The following is a 17,836-nucleotide window of genomic DNA, read 5'->3' on the forward strand; positions in this document are numbered from 1 at the left end:
ATTATTTATTGATAATAATATGTAAAAAACATGATAAAGCAAGCACCTCAACGAGGTGCTTGTTAATAAAGAGGGTTATGCCGAAGCGAGTTTATCGACGTTTTTGCCCTGAGGCTGCGAGGTTAAAAACTGGGTAAAACACGGGTTATTTGTTTCATCTTGTACGTTATAGCCTAAGCGATTTAAGTGCTCATTAAACACATCAAATTGGCTTGGTTCAATTGCAAAACCTGCTAATACATTCCCCGTAGAGCCACCATGATTACGATAATGAAATAAAGTAATATTCCAATTACTGCCTAAGGTATCTAAAAAGCGTGCTAATGCGCCCGGGTATTCAGGAAACTCAAACTGTAATAAACGTTCATGTAATTGCTCAGGTGCTTTACCTCCAACCATATAACGCACATGTAACTTAGCGAGTTCGTTATCCGATAGGTCGCAAAATTGATAATTGTTATTGGTTAGATCTCGCTTTAACTCTTCTAGCTCTTGTAACCCTTGACGTAGCGCAATACCTACAAATATTTGCGCATCGCCGGGCCCTGCATAACGATAATTAAACTCGGTAATAGCGCGCCCACCTAACGAGGCACAAAATTGTTTAAAACTGCCTTTTTCTTCATTAATGGTAACGGCTAATAGCGCTTCGTTTTTTTCGCCAAGTGCGGTGCGCTCTGCTACATAACGTAAGCGATCAAAATTTAAATTAGCTCCTGAAAGCACGGCAGCTAAATGCAGCCCTTTTAACCCCGATTGCTGACTCCACTTTTTCAGCCCGGCAGTGGCAAGCGCGCCTGAAGGCTCGGCAATGGCACGCGTAGATACAAAAATATCTTGCATGGCGGCGCATATCTCATCGCTGCTTACGGTAACTACGTCGTCGCAAAACTTTTGCGCTAATCTAAACGTTTCAGTGCCAATAATTTTAACCGCCACACCATCGGCAAAACTACCAACTCTATCAAGCTCTACTGGCTTACCTGCTTTTAGTGCGGCTTGTAAGCAGGCACTTTCGTCGGCTTCTACCCCTATTACTTTAATATCAGGGCGCAGTGATTTTATATATACCGCCATACCAGCAAGCAAACCGCCGCCGCCAACGGGAATAAATACCGCATCAAGCTCGTTTAACTGCTGCATTAGCTCACGGGCTACTGTGCCTTGCCCTACAATTACGTCTGGGTCGTCAAATGGCGGTACAAATATACCGTTGAGTTGCTCTGTAAGTTCTAGCGCATGGGCTTTAGCGGCATCAAAATGATGACCATGTAATACTACTTCACCACCAAGTGCACGCACTGCACTTACTTTTATTTCTGGGGTAGTTACTGGCATAACTATAGTTGCCTGATGCCCTAAATGTGAGGCACTCAGCGCCACACCTTGAGCATGATTTCCCGCAGATGCAGTAATCACTACTGAGCCTTTAGGCAGCTTGTTAAGTTTATTAAATGCACCACGTAATTTAAATGAGTACACCGGCTGCTGGTCTTCGCGTTTTAGCCACACATGGTTGCCCAGCTTAGTACTGAGTTCGGCCATTTTGCTAACCTCAGTTACTTTAGCCAGCGGCTCCATGTTTGCTTGAATAATTGCACGAAAATAATCGAGTTCTTGAGAAACCATAATTAACTAAGCTCCTCTAGTTTGGCTAAATCGCGCACTGCACCTTTATCGGCACTGGTAGCAAGTAGCGCATATGCTTTAAGCGCAGATGATACATAACGCTGACGATCAAGCGGTTTATAAGCCTGCTTGCCACGCGCTAGCTGTTTTTGTTTACGAGCTTCGAGCTCTGCATCGCTAAGCGCTAAAGTAATTTCGCGAGTAGCAATATCAATAATTATTTTATCGCCGTTTTCAACGTAGGCAATCGCACCACCACTAGCCGCTTCTGGTGATACATGGCCAATTGATAAGCCTGATGTGCCGCCAGAAAAACGACCATCAGTGATCAAGGCACATTTTTCTGCTAAGCCTTTTGACTTTAAGTAACTGGTTGGATAAAGCATTTCTTGCATTCCAGGCCCGCCTTTTGGCCCTTCATAACGAATAACCACTACATCGCCGGCTTTTACTTCGTCGTTTAAAATACCTTCTACCGAATCATCTTGCGACTCATACACCACGGCAGTACCTTCAAAATGTAGCATGTCATCAACTACACCCGCGCTCTTTACAACACAGCCATCAACCGCTAAATTGCCCGACAGTACGGCTAAACCACCATCTTGACGAAAAGCGTGTTCAACACTACGAATACAACCATGTTCGCGGTCGTTATCGCCCTCATCCCAACGGCATTCTTGGCTCATTGCTTTAGTAGTGCGAATACCCGCAGGGCCTGCACGATAAAATTTGTGAGCAGCTTCGTTAGTTGGGTCTGTTGCATCCCACTTTTTAACTAGCTCAGCCATTGTTGACCCAGCGACATGATTTACCGACATATCAACTAAGCCTGCTTTACCCAACTCACGTACAATTGCCATCATGCCACCAGCGCGGTGTACATCTTCAATATGATATTCTGGCGTAGCGGGTGCTACTTTACATAAAAATGGCGTTTTACGAGATAGTGCATCAATGTGCGACATATCAAAATCAACACCTGCCTCTTGCGCCGCAGCAAGTAAATGTAATACCGTATTTGACGAGCCGCCCATGGCTATATCTACTACCATGGCGTTCATAAAGGCTGTTTTGTTAGCAATCGCGCGTGGCAATACTTCTTGGTTATCTTTTTGGTAATACTCGCGGCACAAATCAACAATGCGTGCGCCCGCTTCAACATATAATTGTTTACGGTCTTTATGCGTTGCTAGCGTAGTACCGTTACCCGGTAGTGCTAAACCAATGGCTTCAAGTAAACAGTTCATAGAATTGGCAGTAAACATGCCTGAACACGAACCACATGTAGGACATGCTGAGCGCTCCACTTGCTCTGAATCTGCATCACTTACCGACTCATCTGCACCTTTAACCATGGCGTCTACCAAATCGAGTTTAATATCGATATTAGCAAGTTTAGTTTTACCGGCTTCCATCGGACCACCCGATACAAATATAACCGGAATATTTAAACGCAACGCTGCAAGCATCATTCCTGGGGTAATTTTGTCGCAGTTTGAAATACAAATCATCGCATCGGCGCAGTGGCCATTAACCATGTACTCAACCGAGTCGGCAATTAGGTCGCGTGATGGCAGTGAATACAACATGCCACCATGGCCCATAGCAATACCATCATCTATCGCTATGGTGTTAAATTCTTTTGGCACGCCACCCGCTTGGGTAATGGTTTCAGCCATCAGTTCGCTCAGCTGATTAAGGTGCACATGCCCAGGTACAAATTGTGTAAATGAGTTTACAACCGCAATAATCGGCTTTCCGAAATCGCTATCTGTCATTCCTGTTGCACGCCATAATGCACGAGCACCTGCACGTTTTCGACCTTCGGTTGTTGTTGCACTTCTTAATTTTGCCATGGTTACCTCTGTTTTGCTGCTTTATAAGCAAGCATTCCTCATTCTTAGTTATTGAGTAAGTTTATTAACCCACTCTGCAATTGTTTACTGCGCGCACACTTAAACCGCTTGTTGCTGTAAATTTTGTAAAGTAACGGCTTTTACGTCCACCAGCTTATTTAGCTGGCTGGTTAATAAGTGAATTGGCTTATCGCTGTCTACCGTCATGGTTACATGGTATTGGCCATCGTCTATATTGAGTTGAAAATGGGTTAAGTCAAAACCACGATGACGTACTACGCGTAAAAAACGCTCTACAGCAATACTTTGATTTTTTAAGGCGATTGTTAAACTATGTTTCATTGTGCTTTCCCCGTCATCATTTCATCGTTAGCTGCACCTGGTGGTACTAGCGGCCATACATTTTCTTTATTATCAATACAGGCATGTACTATGTATGGACCTTTACTATTAACCAGTGCAGTTATTGCATCGTCAACTTGATTAGCATGGGTTATGGTTTGCCCTGGTATACCAAACACCGCTGCTAGCTGCACAAAGTCTGGATTATCTGAAAGGTCAGTTTCTGAGTAGCGCTCTTCAAAAAACAGTTCCTGCCATTGACGTACCATACCTAAGCGTTGGTTATCTAAAATAAGTATTTTTACTGGTAAATTATTACGACGAATTGTTGCCAACTCTTGAATGTTCATCATGATAGAGCCATCACCAGATACCGTAATAACAAAGTCATCGGGGCGCGCTACTTGTGCACCAATTGCCGCAGGTAAACCAAAGCCCATAGTGCCTGCACCACCACTACTTAAGTGATTACTGGGATGATTAAATTTCATATGCTGGGCCACCCACATTTGGTGCTGACCTACATCGCAGCACACGACACCCGTTTTAGGCATACGTTGGCTAAGTTGATTAAGTAAATAGGGTGCAAATACCTTGTCGCCCGGATAGTCGTAACGCCATGCATATTTAACCATCATTGCTTTGTTATAATCGCACCATGCTTGCGGAGTTACAAAGCACTCTAATGCAGGTAAGGACGTTTTTAAGTCAGCAATTAAAGAAGCTTTTGCTGGTTTACGCTTACCGACTTCTGCGGCGTCTATGTCTAAATGAATTACTTTAGCGTTTGCAGCAAACTTTGCTAAGTTGCCGGTAACACGGTCATCAAACCGCGCCCCAATACACACTAGTACATCGCATTCTTGCACCGCTAAGTTAGCAGCTTGGCCGCCGTGCATACCTAGCATACCTAAGTAATACTCGTAATCGGGTAACACACTGCCCAGCGCTTTAAGTGTGGCAACCGCTGGCATGTGGGTTTTATTTAAAAACTGCATCAACTGGGCTTGTGCATCCGCTGATTGCACTCCACCACCTACATAAGCAACCGGCTGTTTAGCTTCACTAAGCAGTTGATTAGCAATAGCAACTTGCTTTAAATCAAGTTCTGGTAAGTACTCGTCTGCTGCTAGCCAAGGCTGAAATGGCACTTGCGCCATTTGAATGTCTTTTGGGATATCTACGAGTACGGGCCCTGGGCGACCGCTTTGCGCTAAGTGCATGGCCTCTTGCAGTATTTCGGCTAAGTCTTCGGCTCGCTCTACCATGTAACTGTGCTTAGTACACGACAGCGACATACCTAACACATCTACCTCCTGAAAGGCATCTGAACCAATCGCTGCGGTAGGCACTTGCCCGGTAATTGCTAATAATGGCACTGAGTCCATCATCGCATCGGCAAGAGCAGTAATTAAGTTAGTGGCACCAGGGCCTGACGTTGCAAAACACACTCCTAATTTACCCGTACTACGAGCAAAACCTACTGCCGCAAAGCCTGCACCTTGCTCATGCCGAGTAAGGTAGTGCTTGACTGGCGCGCCATACAAGGCATCGTAAATTGGCATAATAGCTCCGCCTGGGTAGCCAAATACTTCTTTTACGCCGTGTTTGGCTAATAAATCTATTGTTAATTCTGCGCCTGTCATTAATAAAACCCTCATTCCTCAGTGACAATTCAATCACATATTTTGCCGCTAAAACCAAAAAGCCCCCCGAACGGTTAAGTGCGGAGGGCTTTTAAATGCTTAAGTTTTTTAAAGCACTACGAAGCCCTCGCGGGAATAATCACCACGATAATAATCAGGACTAGGTTTAGTGCGTTTGCAAGCATGTAATTAATACCAAATGTTGTTAAATTATCGCAAAGGTTATTCCTTTGCTCTCTTTTTATATTAATACCGTGCTGAGCCCCTTAAGTCAACATCAAATTCAATTCAAATAAAAGACAAATAAGCAATTTAAGTGGTTTTAATATTCACTATAATTACCTGCTATGGTTTTTTTATGTGAATAGTTAAGCGCTATAAATTCCCTATTCTAATATGCCCTTTTTATGGTTTGATTAATTTTTAATAATACTCTGGGAATAAATTTATTTTACCCCCCTCAGGAAATGCGTAGCTTCTCTTAAGCAGTTCTTAAGTGTTGTTGCATAACATGGCGTTGTTGTTTTAAACGAGCCTAAATATGCATTCACTTAGTCCTATATCTACACAGCAAAAACTTAATCGTGGTAAACGGTTTTACATTCACTGTAGCGCCAACGCTTTTGTAGTAATGATTGCCTGCTACTATTGCTTGGTTATAAATATTCCATTCATTCATGGCTCTTTTAGCGCCATTACTTCTTTAGCTTCTTTTTCGTGGCTATTTTTATTTTCAGTACCGCTATTACTACTCTGCCTGCTAATTATATTTTTTTCGATAGTGTCGGTTCGGTGGTTATTAAAGCCACTTAATTACTTTTTATTGGTTATTTCCAGTGCAGTACTTTACGGCACCTTAAATTATGGCGTGGTGTTTGATTATTCTATGATCCAAAACACCTTCGAAACTGATTCAAGCGAAGCATTAAGCTATTTAAATCCGCAGCTTATTGGCTTTTTACTGCTGTTTTGTGCCCTGCCTGTTTTTGTTTTAAGCAAAATAAAAATACACTTTACCCGCCCTCACCAAGAAGTACTTAGCCGCGTAAAGCTAGTTGTAGCGTGTTTGGCGCTTATAGTATTGGTGGTTACAAACTTTTATGCCGACTATGCTGCAACGGGCCGCAATAACCGCATTTTGAAAAAAGAAATTATTCCATTTCAGTATCTCTCTAGCGGCTATAAATATATGCGCGATCAGCTGCTGTATACCAATATGGAATTTAAAAATATAGATGCTGCACCTACCCTAATTGCGCCTAATGCCAGTAGCGTAACCGTAATAGTGGTTGGTGAAACTGCACGAGCAGAAAACTTTGCTTATCAAGGTTATAAACGTAACACCAATTTTTATACCCAAAAACACGGCGTTACTTACTTTAATAATGTGGCGTCTTGCGGCACGGCTACAGCGGTATCTGTACCTTGTATGTTTTCGTTGCAAACACAAACAAACTTTGATCGACTCGAAGCCGACAGCCAGCAAAACTTGATTGATTTGGCCCAGCACGCAGGCAGTGATGTACTCTGGGTTGATAACAACAGCGGCTGTAAAGACGTATGTACGCGAGTAGTTACTATCGACATACCTACAACAAAATCTACTTTATGTGATGGTAAGTACTGTTTTGATGAAGCGCTATTAGCTCCACTTAAACACAAACTGGCTAATTTAACCCAAGCTAACACCGTTATCGTACTGCATATGATGGGCTCGCACGGGCCAACTTACTTTAAACGCTACCCTGAACAATTTAAACAATTTACCCCAACCTGCGACAGAAGCGATATTCAAAATTGCTCATTTGATGAATTAGTTAATACCTACGACAACACCATTGCGTACAGCGACTTTGTTAACGCCCAAGTAATTGAGCAGTTAAAAACGCTGCCAAACAATATAGATAAGCAATTTTTATATGTGTCAGATCATGGTGAATCTCTTGGCGAGGGCGGTGCTTATTTACATGGCTTTCCGTATAGCTTTGCGCCTAGCACACAAACCCACGTACCACTTTATATGTGGGCTGATGAGCATAATCAGCGCATTACCAATACCTGCTTAGCTAATTTAGACACCAATGCTGCACGCTCACACAACAATATTTTCCACACCCTTTTAAATTTAATTGGCATTAACAGCAAAACGTATCAGGCATCGCTTGATCTACTTGCGAGCTGCCAAACAACACCAAGCGAAATACAACTATGAGCAATAAAACCGTTATAAAACGCCAAGGCTTAATGCGCCTTATTTTTACCTTAAACCATTCTTTTAACGGCTTAAAATGGATGAGTCGATTTGAAGCGGCGTTTCAACAAGAGTTAGCACTGTTTTCGTTACTTGGTGTGTTTGTGTATCTGCAAGAAATTGCACTAAGCGATAAATTACTACTTATAGCCAGCCTGCTTTTTGTATTGTTTGCTGAACTAGTAAATACGGCAGTTGAGGTTGTAGTTGATAGGATTGGCAGCGAACACCATGAGCTTTCGGGTCTCGCTAAAGATATAGCCTCTGCCAGTGTGTTTATAGCCATGTTAATTGCCGCACTTATTTGGTGGGCTGTATTATGGGCTTAAAGCTAAATTTTATACCTAAAATAACGGGGCTAATAGTTAAAGTAATACCTCAGGTGAAAAATGCACTTGGCCCGGTATGGATTTTTGTTGTATTTGCTGTTTTAGCCCTTGGCTTTTTAACACTTGCTCGCTTTGGTTTAAGTGTATGGCAAGGGGAGCGTGTATTTGGATCGCATGCGTGGTTTTCTATATTTGTAGGTGGTTTAAGAGTTGATATAGCCACTTTAAGCTACATTATTATGCCCGTATTGCTACTTACTTTACTGATGCAGAGCGTAGGTTGGCAAAATAAAATACGCAGCCTAATTAAAATTTACTTAGTGGGTATGTCTGCTTTACTCGTTTTTTTTGAAGTGATTACCCCTACATTTATAAACGAGTATGATTTACGCCCAAACCGCTTATTTATAGAGTATTTAATTTACCCTAAAGAAGTCTCTAAAATGATTTTTTCGGGCTATAAATTAGAAATACTTATTGCTGTTATAGCACTTATTTTAAGCTGCAAATTTGCAGGTAAAGTATTTAGCCATCAATGGCAAAGTAAGTCGTCACTAACAAGGTTAAATCAATCAATTTTAGCGTTAGTTTTAGTGTGCTTAACTATTTTAGGCGCGCGTAATTCATTAGGGCACAGACCACTTAACCCAGCCATGGTATCGTTTTCGACCGATCACTTACTTAACGACTTAACCCTTAACTCACTTTATAGCGTAGCATTTGCGGTAAAGCAGCTCTCTAATGAGCAATCTAGCCAAGATTATTACGGAAAAATGCCAGCAGATGAACTGCTCAGTATAGTGCGCAATAATATGCAAGATAGCCAAGCCACATTTACTGATAAAAGTGCGCCAACAAACACCTTTCATACCGCAACGAATAACACTAAACCAAAAAACCTAGTCATTATTTTACAAGAAAGCTTAGGGGCACGCTATGTAGGCACACTTGGCGGTTTACCGCTAACGCCTAATATTGACGCCCTTTATCAGCAAGGTTGGGGGTTTGATAATTTATATGCCACTGGCACGCGCTCGGTGCGTGGTATTGAAGCGATAATTACAGGCTTTACGCCTACACCTTCGCGTGCAGTTGTTAAGCTTGATAAATCACAACGTGACTTTTTTACTATCGCTGACTTTTTAGCGAAGCAAAATTATAACACCCAATTTATTTATGGCGGCGAAAGCCACTTTGATAACATGCGAAGCTTCTTTTTAGGTAATGGCTTTAAAGATATTGTAGATACAAATAACTTTAATAAAATAGACTTTAATGGCTCGTGGGGCGCATCAGACGAAGACTTATACGACCAAGCTGATATCGAACTCACTAAACTTAAAAAACAAAATAAACCATTTTTAAGTCTTATATTTTCCAGCTCCAACCATAGCCCGTATGAATTTCCTGACGATAAAATAACCCTGTACGACAAACAAAAACAAACCCGCAATAATGCGGCAAAATACGCTGACTACGCGCTAGGTACATTTATTGAAAAAGCTAAAAAGTCGAGCTACTGGGACGATACGGTATTTATTGTAATAGCCGATCACGACTCGCGTGTATCAGGTGCTAGCTTGGTGCCAATTGATCACTTTAGAATTCCAGCGGTTATTTTTGGTAAAGACATTGCCCATAAACGCGATAATCAACTAGCCAGCCAACTCGATATTCCCGTTACTTTACTATCTTTAATTGGCGTAAGTGGCAAACACCCTATGATAGGCCATGATTTATCAAAACCTATTAGCGACAACAAACAACGCGCAATGATGCAATACGACAAAAACTTTGCCTATATGCACGACAATAAAGTGGTGGTGCTACAACCGCAAAAACCAGCAACCACCTATACGTATAGTAATAATCAGCTTGTGCCATGTAAAAACGATGAGCAACTGATTAAAAAAGCCCTAGCCCATGCCAACCTAGGTAACTTAGCTTATACAAATGGTTGGTATCATTAACAAAGTGACTTGATAATAAAGCCTTGTTAAAGTAACAAGGCTATTTTTACAAATCGAGCAAAGATGAACATCCTCGTTATTGAAGACTCAGAAGCACTAAGGCGCAGCCTGCAAGTAGGCCTTGGCAACCTTGGTTTTACCGTAGATGAAACCGGTGACGGCTCAGAAGGATTAAGCATGGCACTTAGTGGAAACTACGACCTAATATTACTTGATTTAATGCTACCGAGTGTAGATGGCATGAGTATTTTGCAAGCATTGCGCAGCAGTAATAACCAAAGCCGTGTACTTATTTTATCTGCTCGTAGTGAGCCGCAAGATAAAATAAATGGCCTTATGAAAGGGGCTGACGATTATTTAACTAAGCCGTTTTCGTTTGAAGAACTTCACGCTCGCGTGCTTGCGCTACTTCGCCGTGGTTCACTGCAAAACCAACAAAATACGCTTACCGTAGGTGACTGTGTATTAGATCTTTCGCTAAAAACACTTCATTACCAGCAACATGCCATTGAACTCACTCGTAATGAATACAAAATAATAGAGTGCTTATTTAATGCCCACGAGCGAGTATTAGGGCTGGAGCTTATAAGTGAAGCGGTGGTCGGTCAGTTCGATATGCTCTCTAAAAATGCGCTTGAAGCACATATATCAACCATACGTAAAAAAGTAAGACAGTTTGATGGCGAACTCCCTATAAAAAATAAACGTGGGTTTGGTTATGTCGCAACAACAAAGTAAAAGTCACTCAATAAAACGTAAACTCGTTAATAATATTAGCGCGGTGATCTCCGTTATATTATTCACTATATTTTTAACTGTTGATTTAAGTGTCGATTCTTGGGTAGAGGAGCAGTTTAATCAATCCCTCACTAATAAAGCTAACTACTTAAAAACCTTAGTAGAGGATGACAACGGTAAAGTTGAGTTTGAATTTTCGGGTAAATTTATGTCGGAATACGAACAAGCCGACGCCAGTGAGTTTTACCAATTATGGCATGGCAGCGAGGTGTTTGAGCGCTCTCAATCGTTACAACTGTATAAAAACACTCAACTGCCTTTTTTAGAACTACCTATAAACGAATCTAAAATAATTGATTACGACCTACCTAACGGACAAAGCGGCCGAGTACTTATAAGCCACTTTGTTGCTAAAAAAGATATTAGAAACACCAACGCATCAGCTACTATTAACAGTATGACCCTGGCAATAGCAGCCCCAACGGCCGAGCTTAATAAAGTACTGATCATTATTGATGTGGTGTTTATTCTCACCTGTGTGATTGGTGTATTTGGCGTGCGCTACTTGGTTACACGCATTGTAAATAAAGGGCTATTTCCGCTACACAATCTGAACGAGCAAATAAAACGTCTCGATATTACAACCGTGGCACAAACTATAGAAAGCGACTTTAAAGTAGAAGAAATAGAGCCTATACGCAATGAACTCAATAAATTCATTACTACTAATCAGCAGCTTTATAGTAATGAAAAACGCCTTACCAGCGATATAGCGCACGAGCTTAAAACTCCCATTGCAGAGCTAATAAGCTTATCCGAGGTCGCACTTAAATACCCAGATGACAAGCGTATTAGCGATACCTATACCAGTGACGTACTCAGTATTTCTGAGCGTATGAAAACCATTGTAAACAACCTGCTCTTATTGCAGCGCTCAACTAGCAGCATAGAATTAAACGCGCAAACTATCGTTTTAAATAATTTGCTCAAACAAACAATTAATGAGCTAACCTTTAAACACCCTAATATTGCCACCCGTATAAATAATACTATTGCAAATAATGTAACCATTATTGCTGACGAGTTTAGCCTTAATACTATTTTATGTAATTTAATAGATAACGCGTTATTTTATGGTTTAACGCAGCACAACATCGAATTAAGTGCCGTAAGTAACCCAAAATCCACTATCATTTCATTAAGTAATAAAGTGGCTACAGTATTGAGCGAACAACAATTACAAGCTATTTTCGACCCGCTTTATCAGCTAGATTCATCTAGAACTAATAACCACCGTCACGGTTTAGGGTTATCTATTGTGCAGAGCTTATGTAACTTAAATGGCTTTACTGTTACGGCTAGTAATACCGAAAACAATACGCTAACGTTTATATTAACGCTGCCCTCCGGGTAAATTTAGGTTAGTATTTACACTACTAATTTTTGAGATTTTAAGGACAAACCATGAATGCTCTTACTCGTATTAGCCACTTTTTTATTGTGGCGTTACTTATAACATTTAGCCTTAACAGCTATGCTGCTCCTGCGTTATACAAAATAGAAAAAAACGGAGTTAATTCCTATTTATTTGGCACTGTGCACGTAGGCGACGCCAGCATGCAAGGCTTGCCTAAAAATGTAACTGATGCAATTGATGCAAGCTCTCAAGTTATTGTAGAGGTAGATATAAACAAACTAACGCCACTGCAAATGCAGCAGCGCTCTATGCCATTCATGCTACTAAAAAACGGTAAAACATTGCAAACTGAGCTCTCTGCAGAAAATTACAATAAACTTAAAGATTATTTTGCCAAAAAGTCGATTGATGTGGCTATGTTTAATGGCTTAAAGCCATGGGCGGTAATGGTAACTATGATGCAAATTGAGTTTCAAAATGCCGGTTATTCAGATAAAACAGGTATTGATAAGCAAGTACTCGCTTACGCCAAAAATAAAGATATTAAAGTAGGGGAGCTGGAGACTCTTGAACAACAACTACAAATGTTTGATGGTATGGAATTATTAAGTAATGAAATGATTGCAGAAACCTTTGAGCAGCTTGCCGACATTAATACCTACTTTATTAAGCTAGTTGATGCCTGGAAAAATGGCGATATGCAAACTCTAACCAATTATTACAATACTAGTTTTGATGATAGTAATTACGGTGAAATTAGTGAGCAAGTAATGCTCATTAACCGCAACAACAACTGGATTAAACAACTAACACCACGTTTAGTAAACGAGCAACTATTTATTGCCGTCGGCGCACTGCACTTACCTGAACAACACGGCTTACTTAAACAATTAAAAGATAAAGGTTTTAACGTTACTCGTCTTTAAAATAAAAAATAGGTTGAGTGATTTTTCATTCAACCTTTCTCTCAGTTTTAATTAAAATCTTCCATTTTTAAGTAATTCTCTATACCGTTAATTTTATCTGCCGCATGATGATTTACATAAATTACCGTGCTGCTGCCTGCGGCGCATATTTTTTCAATCAATAATAGCACTCGCTGTCGGTTTGCCTCATCTAACCCTAAACAGGGCTCGTCTAAAATAAGCAAGGTTGGGTGCTTAACCATAGCGCGGGCAATAAGTAACAACCGCTGATCGCCATACGATAACTGAGTAAACGAGGTATTATATTGCTCCTCCAAACCTATTAACGCGAGCCATTGTTTGGCAATATTAATTTGTGCATCACTTGGGGTTTGATACAAACCTATACTGTCGTAAAAGCCAGAAACAATAGTATTTAATGCCGAAATACTCACCCTATAATCCATGTGTAGCGCATTCGATATAAAGCCAATATGTTGCTTTATATCCCAAATACTCTCCCCCGTGCCACGCTTAAAGCCAAACACTTCAATATTGCTGTTATAACACTGCGGATTATCGCCAGTAATTAAATTTAATAAGCAGGTTTTACCTGAGCCATTTTTACCACTTAACTGCCAATGCTGATGTTTATTAATAGTCCAATCAAGCCCTGTAAAAATACTCAAACCACTATAACTTACACTTGCTTGGCTTAGCTTTACCAAGGTATTGCCCGTAAACACCCCTTGAACTTGCGAGCTATCTCGCTCTGGAATATTCAGTTGGCTGTGCTCTAAGTGCAGTAACTTGAGTAAATCGGCTACTTGCTCTGCATTTGGATGCGCTAAAATAGACTGTAAACACCCTTGATTTACATAACCATAATGAGTAATAAAAGCAGGAATTTCGTCTACACGATTCACTACAAACACAAAACTAATATATTCACTTAATTGCGCCAAAATGACATTAAGCGCAGTACTCGACTCTACATCAAGCCCGTCAAAGGGTTCATCAAGCACCACTAAATTAGGCCGCGAACTCAGCGCTTTAATTAATAATAACTTTCGAGTTTCACCGGTTGAAAGCTCTCTAAAATGACGAGCTAGTAATTTCTCAAAGTCTAATATGTTAATTAAACGCAGCGCCAAATCGACATCATAACTGGCTGTACCCAATAACAGCTCTTTCACTGAGCTTTGTTTGTCATTTTTTAGTTCTTTATTAATAAGCTGTTTTTGCGCATCAGATGAAACCAATTGCACAGCATCTATACTGCAACTGCGCTTACCACTACTGTGCTTAGCTTCGCCAGCTAACGCAGCAGTAATAGCTGACTTGCCGGCACCATTAGCGCCAAGTAACAACCAATGCTCGCCTTGGTTAACCTGCCAACTTAGGTCATTGATATGGTAACGACTTTGCCCTTGGCCTTGTAAATAGCCACTAAATGCTTGAAGCTGAATTGACTGCACTGTTTACTCTTATTATTTATTCTACTTAATTTAAATTACCGCAAAGTTAAACTTCGAAGCAACCGCTATTTCCTGCACTGTAAATTATTTCAAGTAATAAACAGCAAGCAATAAAAAAGCCCAGCAACTTAGTGCTGGGCTTGCGTTTAGTTCATTAAAACTAGCGGTTTTCTAAGCGATTATAGTCAAACATACCGTATTCAACACCACGATACTGCTTAGCAGCCCGATGTAAAATGTCGCTATACTGCCAAAATTGTGGATGAGTACGGCGAATGCCAAACTTAGATTTTAACGCACGATAATCAGCTTCAATTTGCATCAGTGGTAACTGCTCTGCAAATGCTGCAACTTGCTGTTGATTATTTAAATACCAAATAGCACTTGGATAATCCCCAATAAAACCAGGAACTAGAGTGACAGTATCTTCATCAAAAGCTCGCTGACCTTCTTCGTTAAGTAAGCTAGAGATATTGTAATGTGCGTTATGATGAATAATGGTATACGCTTTATGGCTATTGTCTGTTTGCTTAACCAATACATAAGATACAGGTGGCAATAAGTTAATTGCCTTAACAGGCATAGTATTAATACTTGCTAACGGCCCAGAAACGCTAGTGTAATCGTAATGCTCACTAAGTACGGGCGATAATGCCGTTTTAATTAAGCCATAAAGCTCATGTTGCGGATCATCGGTTTTATAAACTATTCCGCTAGGTTGGCTAAACTCTTGGTTACTTTTAAAGAACTTAGATAAGCTAGGCGGTGACTTACGATACCAACTACTTTTAATTTGCTCTCGTTTATCTTCAGGTAATAAGCCAAGAAAGTTACCCTCTCCCTCTAAACGTAAAAAATCCATATATAAACGTGTAACGAGTTGGTGCCCTACATTGCCGTATACATCAAATCCAGCAACCAATAAATAGTGAATGCGCTCAAATAAAGCATAATCAAGCACCCACATAGTTTTAGGCTCTTGTCCAATTAAGCCTTTCACAACCGTAGCACTGTCTGAGTGACGAAATACAGTTAACGCAGCATTTTTATTAACACCATCACCTTTCCACAATAAATTAGTGGTTAAGTGATCGCCATTTTTAAACAGCTCATTAGCCAGCTCAACTTTAGCTTTTAAGTAACGTTTTTCGCGCACCGAATATTTAATCCAGCTTTTAATCGCTAATGCGTTACTTTCTTCAGCGGCAGGTAGCTCAAGCGCATCTTCGTGCTGAATCAGCATTTCACCTACAGCAGGAGTAGCCACTTTTTTAGGATCAGCAAATGCAACCCAAAAATGATCATTTATGACGTTAAGTGCAATTTGCCCACGACAAACCGGCCCTTTAATAAAGCCCATAATTATTAACTCAGCTTCATCAAGCATAAACTGATATTTTGAGTCGATTGGAATCACTTCATAGGTTTTAAAAGGATTAGAGGCAGCCTTTGGCTCATAGCTTGGCATGCTCGCTACCGTATATTCAGGCTCTATAAACTGCTGATATAAACGCGTTAGCTTTGCATCATTTAATTTAAGTGGCAAATGTGTTTTTGACAAAATAGTTGAGCGTTCATGCATCATTCGATAGTAAACACGTTCAACATTAGGATCATCATAAGGACGACGTGTGCTAATGAGTTTAATATCTTCACCGGGTGGTGTACTTGAGCGCACTAATTTAAAAAAGGTTTGCGTGTTTTCTGGAGTGAAATAGATATTTGCTAAAAACCAATGCTCGTAAATATAACGCGCAGAAAGCTGATACTTTAAACTATCTTGATTTAAAAATGCTTCCCAACGCTTAATTTGTTGTAGCTCAAACGCTGTTGGCGGTGCAATATTGGCCATTTTACCACCGTTTTTCAGCCAATTTTGTAAGTGCTTAAATTCCTCACGCGATACGCCTGGCAAACCATAAGGCATACCACCATGTGGTTGATCATCCGCCAACCTATCAAACTCTCCCATAGTGGCACAGGTTTGAGAGCGACTTAACGAAAAATCAAAATCATCATCATCAAGTACTTCATTGTTAGCAATATCAGAGCTTTGCTTTAGCACTAAGCTATTAAATAACACACTGCCTGCTAAGTTTGCTTCTATGCTTTGCTCGCGCTCATTTAGCACCGGCGAAAAACCTTTATCACGCCATTGCTGGGTATTATCTGCATCAAACAACAAACGGCTCGGTGTAGTGGCTAATAAACGCGTACCATCATAGACCAGCTCTTTACTTAAACCTCTATCAATGCCTTCGGGAGATGAGAGCTTAAGCTGACATGGTGCATCGTAGCAACCGTGGCAAACTACACAGCGTGTATCAAGCACTGGCTTTACATTTTGTAAAAAATCAGCCCCCTCAATTGTACTATGTAAAACCATACGATCTTGTGTTTGCTCAGGGCCAAATAAATCATTGTAATGAGCATTACCTAAATACGCACAGCCACTTAAAATAATCAGTATTAGCGTACTTATTACGACTTTTCTCATCATTCGTCCTCATCGCCTAAATCAAACGTAGGCATCATATCCATTTGTGGAGAAACAAATGTTTGTTGATCTGCTGTAATCAGTACTGCACTTAATAATGGCCCGCGGGTTAAAGTTAATTGTGCATCATGCTGTTGCTCTGCAATATCTGCCAGCTCAGGATTAATTATGGTTAGCTGATAGCTCTCAACACTAATTGCTATACTGCTGTCTTCACTAGGGTTTTGACATAGTTGAGTCAGTAATTCGTCATCAAGTGGCAGTGAAATTTCAAAGTCAGGTTGCTCTAAATCTCTGTCACTTAAAGTGTCATCAAAAAGAAATAAAGGAAGGGTTAAAGTGCTATCTTGTTCAAATTCCATTGTGCTGATCTCTCAATACGGCTATGCAGGCTATTTATAAAACGATTATAGCAAATAATAAGATCAAAAATTAGCGAAAGTTATCAACAGTAACTACGCCTATGTGCTGTATTTAGTGATAAAAAACGAATAACTACATTATCAATTCAATCATACTCACAAGTTAAGTTTAACCTTATTCGCCGGTGGTGATGTTTTTTATGATTTTAGTGTCGGGTGTCGCTACGCTCGCCCAACCTACGCGGGAGACTTGTGTACATTATTCACCCACATTTCACTTTTCTCCAGACGTAAAAAAGCCCGACTATTTCTAGTCGGGCTTTCTACAATTTGGAGCCTGGCAATGTCCTACTTTCACATAGCAAATGCTACACTATCATCGGCGCTGTTTCGTTTCACTACTGAGTTCGGCA

13 protein-coding genes are annotated in these 17,836 nt (G+C 40.5%); 6 read left to right on the plus strand and 7 right to left on the minus strand.

What is annotated here, in order from left to right; all coding sequences use genetic code 11:
- Nucleotides 1-75: 75 nt before the first annotated feature.
- From ilvA to ilvG, 4 genes are all read right to left on the minus strand, one after another.
- Nucleotides 76-1,629: a threonine ammonia-lyase, biosynthetic gene (ilvA, locus tag AAEY55_RS15355; protein ID WP_089368828.1), complete on the minus strand. Its 1,554-nt coding sequence runs from the start codon at nt 1,627-1,629 to the stop codon at nt 76-78.
- 2 nt (nt 1,630-1,631) lie between these two features.
- Nucleotides 1,632-3,488, minus strand: coding sequence for a dihydroxy-acid dehydratase (gene ilvD, locus AAEY55_RS15360; RefSeq protein ID WP_182677576.1), 1,857 nt, complete (start codon nt 3,486-3,488; stop codon nt 1,632-1,634).
- A 99-nt stretch (nt 3,489-3,587) separates the two neighbouring features.
- Nucleotides 3,588-3,830, minus strand: a complete 243-nt coding sequence (gene ilvM, locus AAEY55_RS15365; protein WP_058374304.1) for an acetolactate synthase 2 small subunit — start codon at nt 3,828-3,830, stop codon at nt 3,588-3,590.
- Nucleotides 3,827-5,476, minus strand: a complete 1,650-nt coding sequence (ilvG, locus tag AAEY55_RS15370; RefSeq protein WP_182677578.1) for an acetolactate synthase 2 catalytic subunit — start codon at nt 5,474-5,476, stop codon at nt 3,827-3,829. Before ilvG ends, ilvM begins: the two co-directional genes overlap by 4 nt.
- 541 nt (nt 5,477-6,017) lie before the next feature.
- On the opposite strand from ilvG, the gene AAEY55_RS15375 reads away from it, so the two are divergent.
- From AAEY55_RS15375 to AAEY55_RS15400, 6 genes are all read left to right on the plus strand, one after another.
- Complete coding sequence (locus AAEY55_RS15375; protein ID WP_350552013.1) at nt 6,018-7,688, plus strand: phosphoethanolamine--lipid A transferase; 1,671 nt, start codon at nt 6,018-6,020, stop codon at nt 7,686-7,688.
- Nucleotides 7,685-8,056, plus strand: a complete 372-nt coding sequence (locus AAEY55_RS15380) for a diacylglycerol kinase (protein ID WP_086994754.1) — start codon at nt 7,685-7,687, stop codon at nt 8,054-8,056. The genes AAEY55_RS15375 and AAEY55_RS15380 overlap by 4 nt, the downstream gene beginning before the upstream one ends.
- Nucleotides 8,047-10,026, plus strand: coding sequence for an LTA synthase family protein (locus AAEY55_RS15385; RefSeq protein ID WP_182677584.1), 1,980 nt, complete (start codon nt 8,047-8,049; stop codon nt 10,024-10,026). The genes AAEY55_RS15380 and AAEY55_RS15385 overlap by 10 nt, the downstream gene beginning before the upstream one ends.
- Nucleotides 10,027-10,089: 63 nt before the next feature.
- Complete coding sequence (locus AAEY55_RS15390; RefSeq protein WP_350552018.1) at nt 10,090-10,764, plus strand: response regulator transcription factor; 675 nt, start codon at nt 10,090-10,092, stop codon at nt 10,762-10,764.
- Nucleotides 10,745-12,178: a HAMP domain-containing sensor histidine kinase gene (locus AAEY55_RS15395; RefSeq protein WP_350552021.1), complete on the plus strand. Its 1,434-nt coding sequence runs from the start codon at nt 10,745-10,747 to the stop codon at nt 12,176-12,178. The genes AAEY55_RS15390 and AAEY55_RS15395 overlap by 20 nt, the downstream gene beginning before the upstream one ends.
- Before the next feature lie 50 nt (nt 12,179-12,228).
- The gene (locus tag AAEY55_RS15400; protein WP_011329420.1) at nt 12,229-13,107 is read left to right on the plus strand and encodes a TraB/GumN family protein; all 879 of its coding nucleotides are present in this window, start codon (nt 12,229-12,231) and stop codon (nt 13,105-13,107) included.
- Between the two features lie 47 nt (nt 13,108-13,154).
- Here AAEY55_RS15400 and AAEY55_RS15405 read toward each other — a convergent pair whose 3' ends face one another.
- The 3 genes from AAEY55_RS15405 to AAEY55_RS15415 form a co-directional block, all read right to left on the minus strand.
- Nucleotides 13,155-14,564, minus strand: a complete 1,410-nt coding sequence (locus tag AAEY55_RS15405) for an ATP-binding cassette domain-containing protein (protein WP_350552024.1) — start codon at nt 14,562-14,564, stop codon at nt 13,155-13,157.
- A gap of 160 nt (nt 14,565-14,724) precedes the next feature.
- The gene (locus tag AAEY55_RS15410) at nt 14,725-17,061 is read right to left on the minus strand and encodes a fatty acid cis/trans isomerase (protein WP_192532253.1); all 2,337 of its coding nucleotides are present in this window, start codon (nt 17,059-17,061) and stop codon (nt 14,725-14,727) included.
- A complete protein-coding gene (locus tag AAEY55_RS15415) occupies nt 17,061-17,423 on the minus strand; it encodes a hypothetical protein (protein ID WP_182677586.1) in 363 nt (120 codons plus the stop codon). The genes AAEY55_RS15410 and AAEY55_RS15415 overlap by 1 nt, the downstream gene beginning before the upstream one ends.
- Nucleotides 17,424-17,836: the final 413 nt, after the last annotated feature.

Origin of the sequence: Pseudoalteromonas sp. 120-MNA-CIBAN-0494 (assembly GCF_040308885.1) — a bacterium.
Taxonomy (GTDB): Bacteria; Pseudomonadota; Gammaproteobacteria; order Enterobacterales; family Alteromonadaceae; genus Pseudoalteromonas; species Pseudoalteromonas nigrifaciens.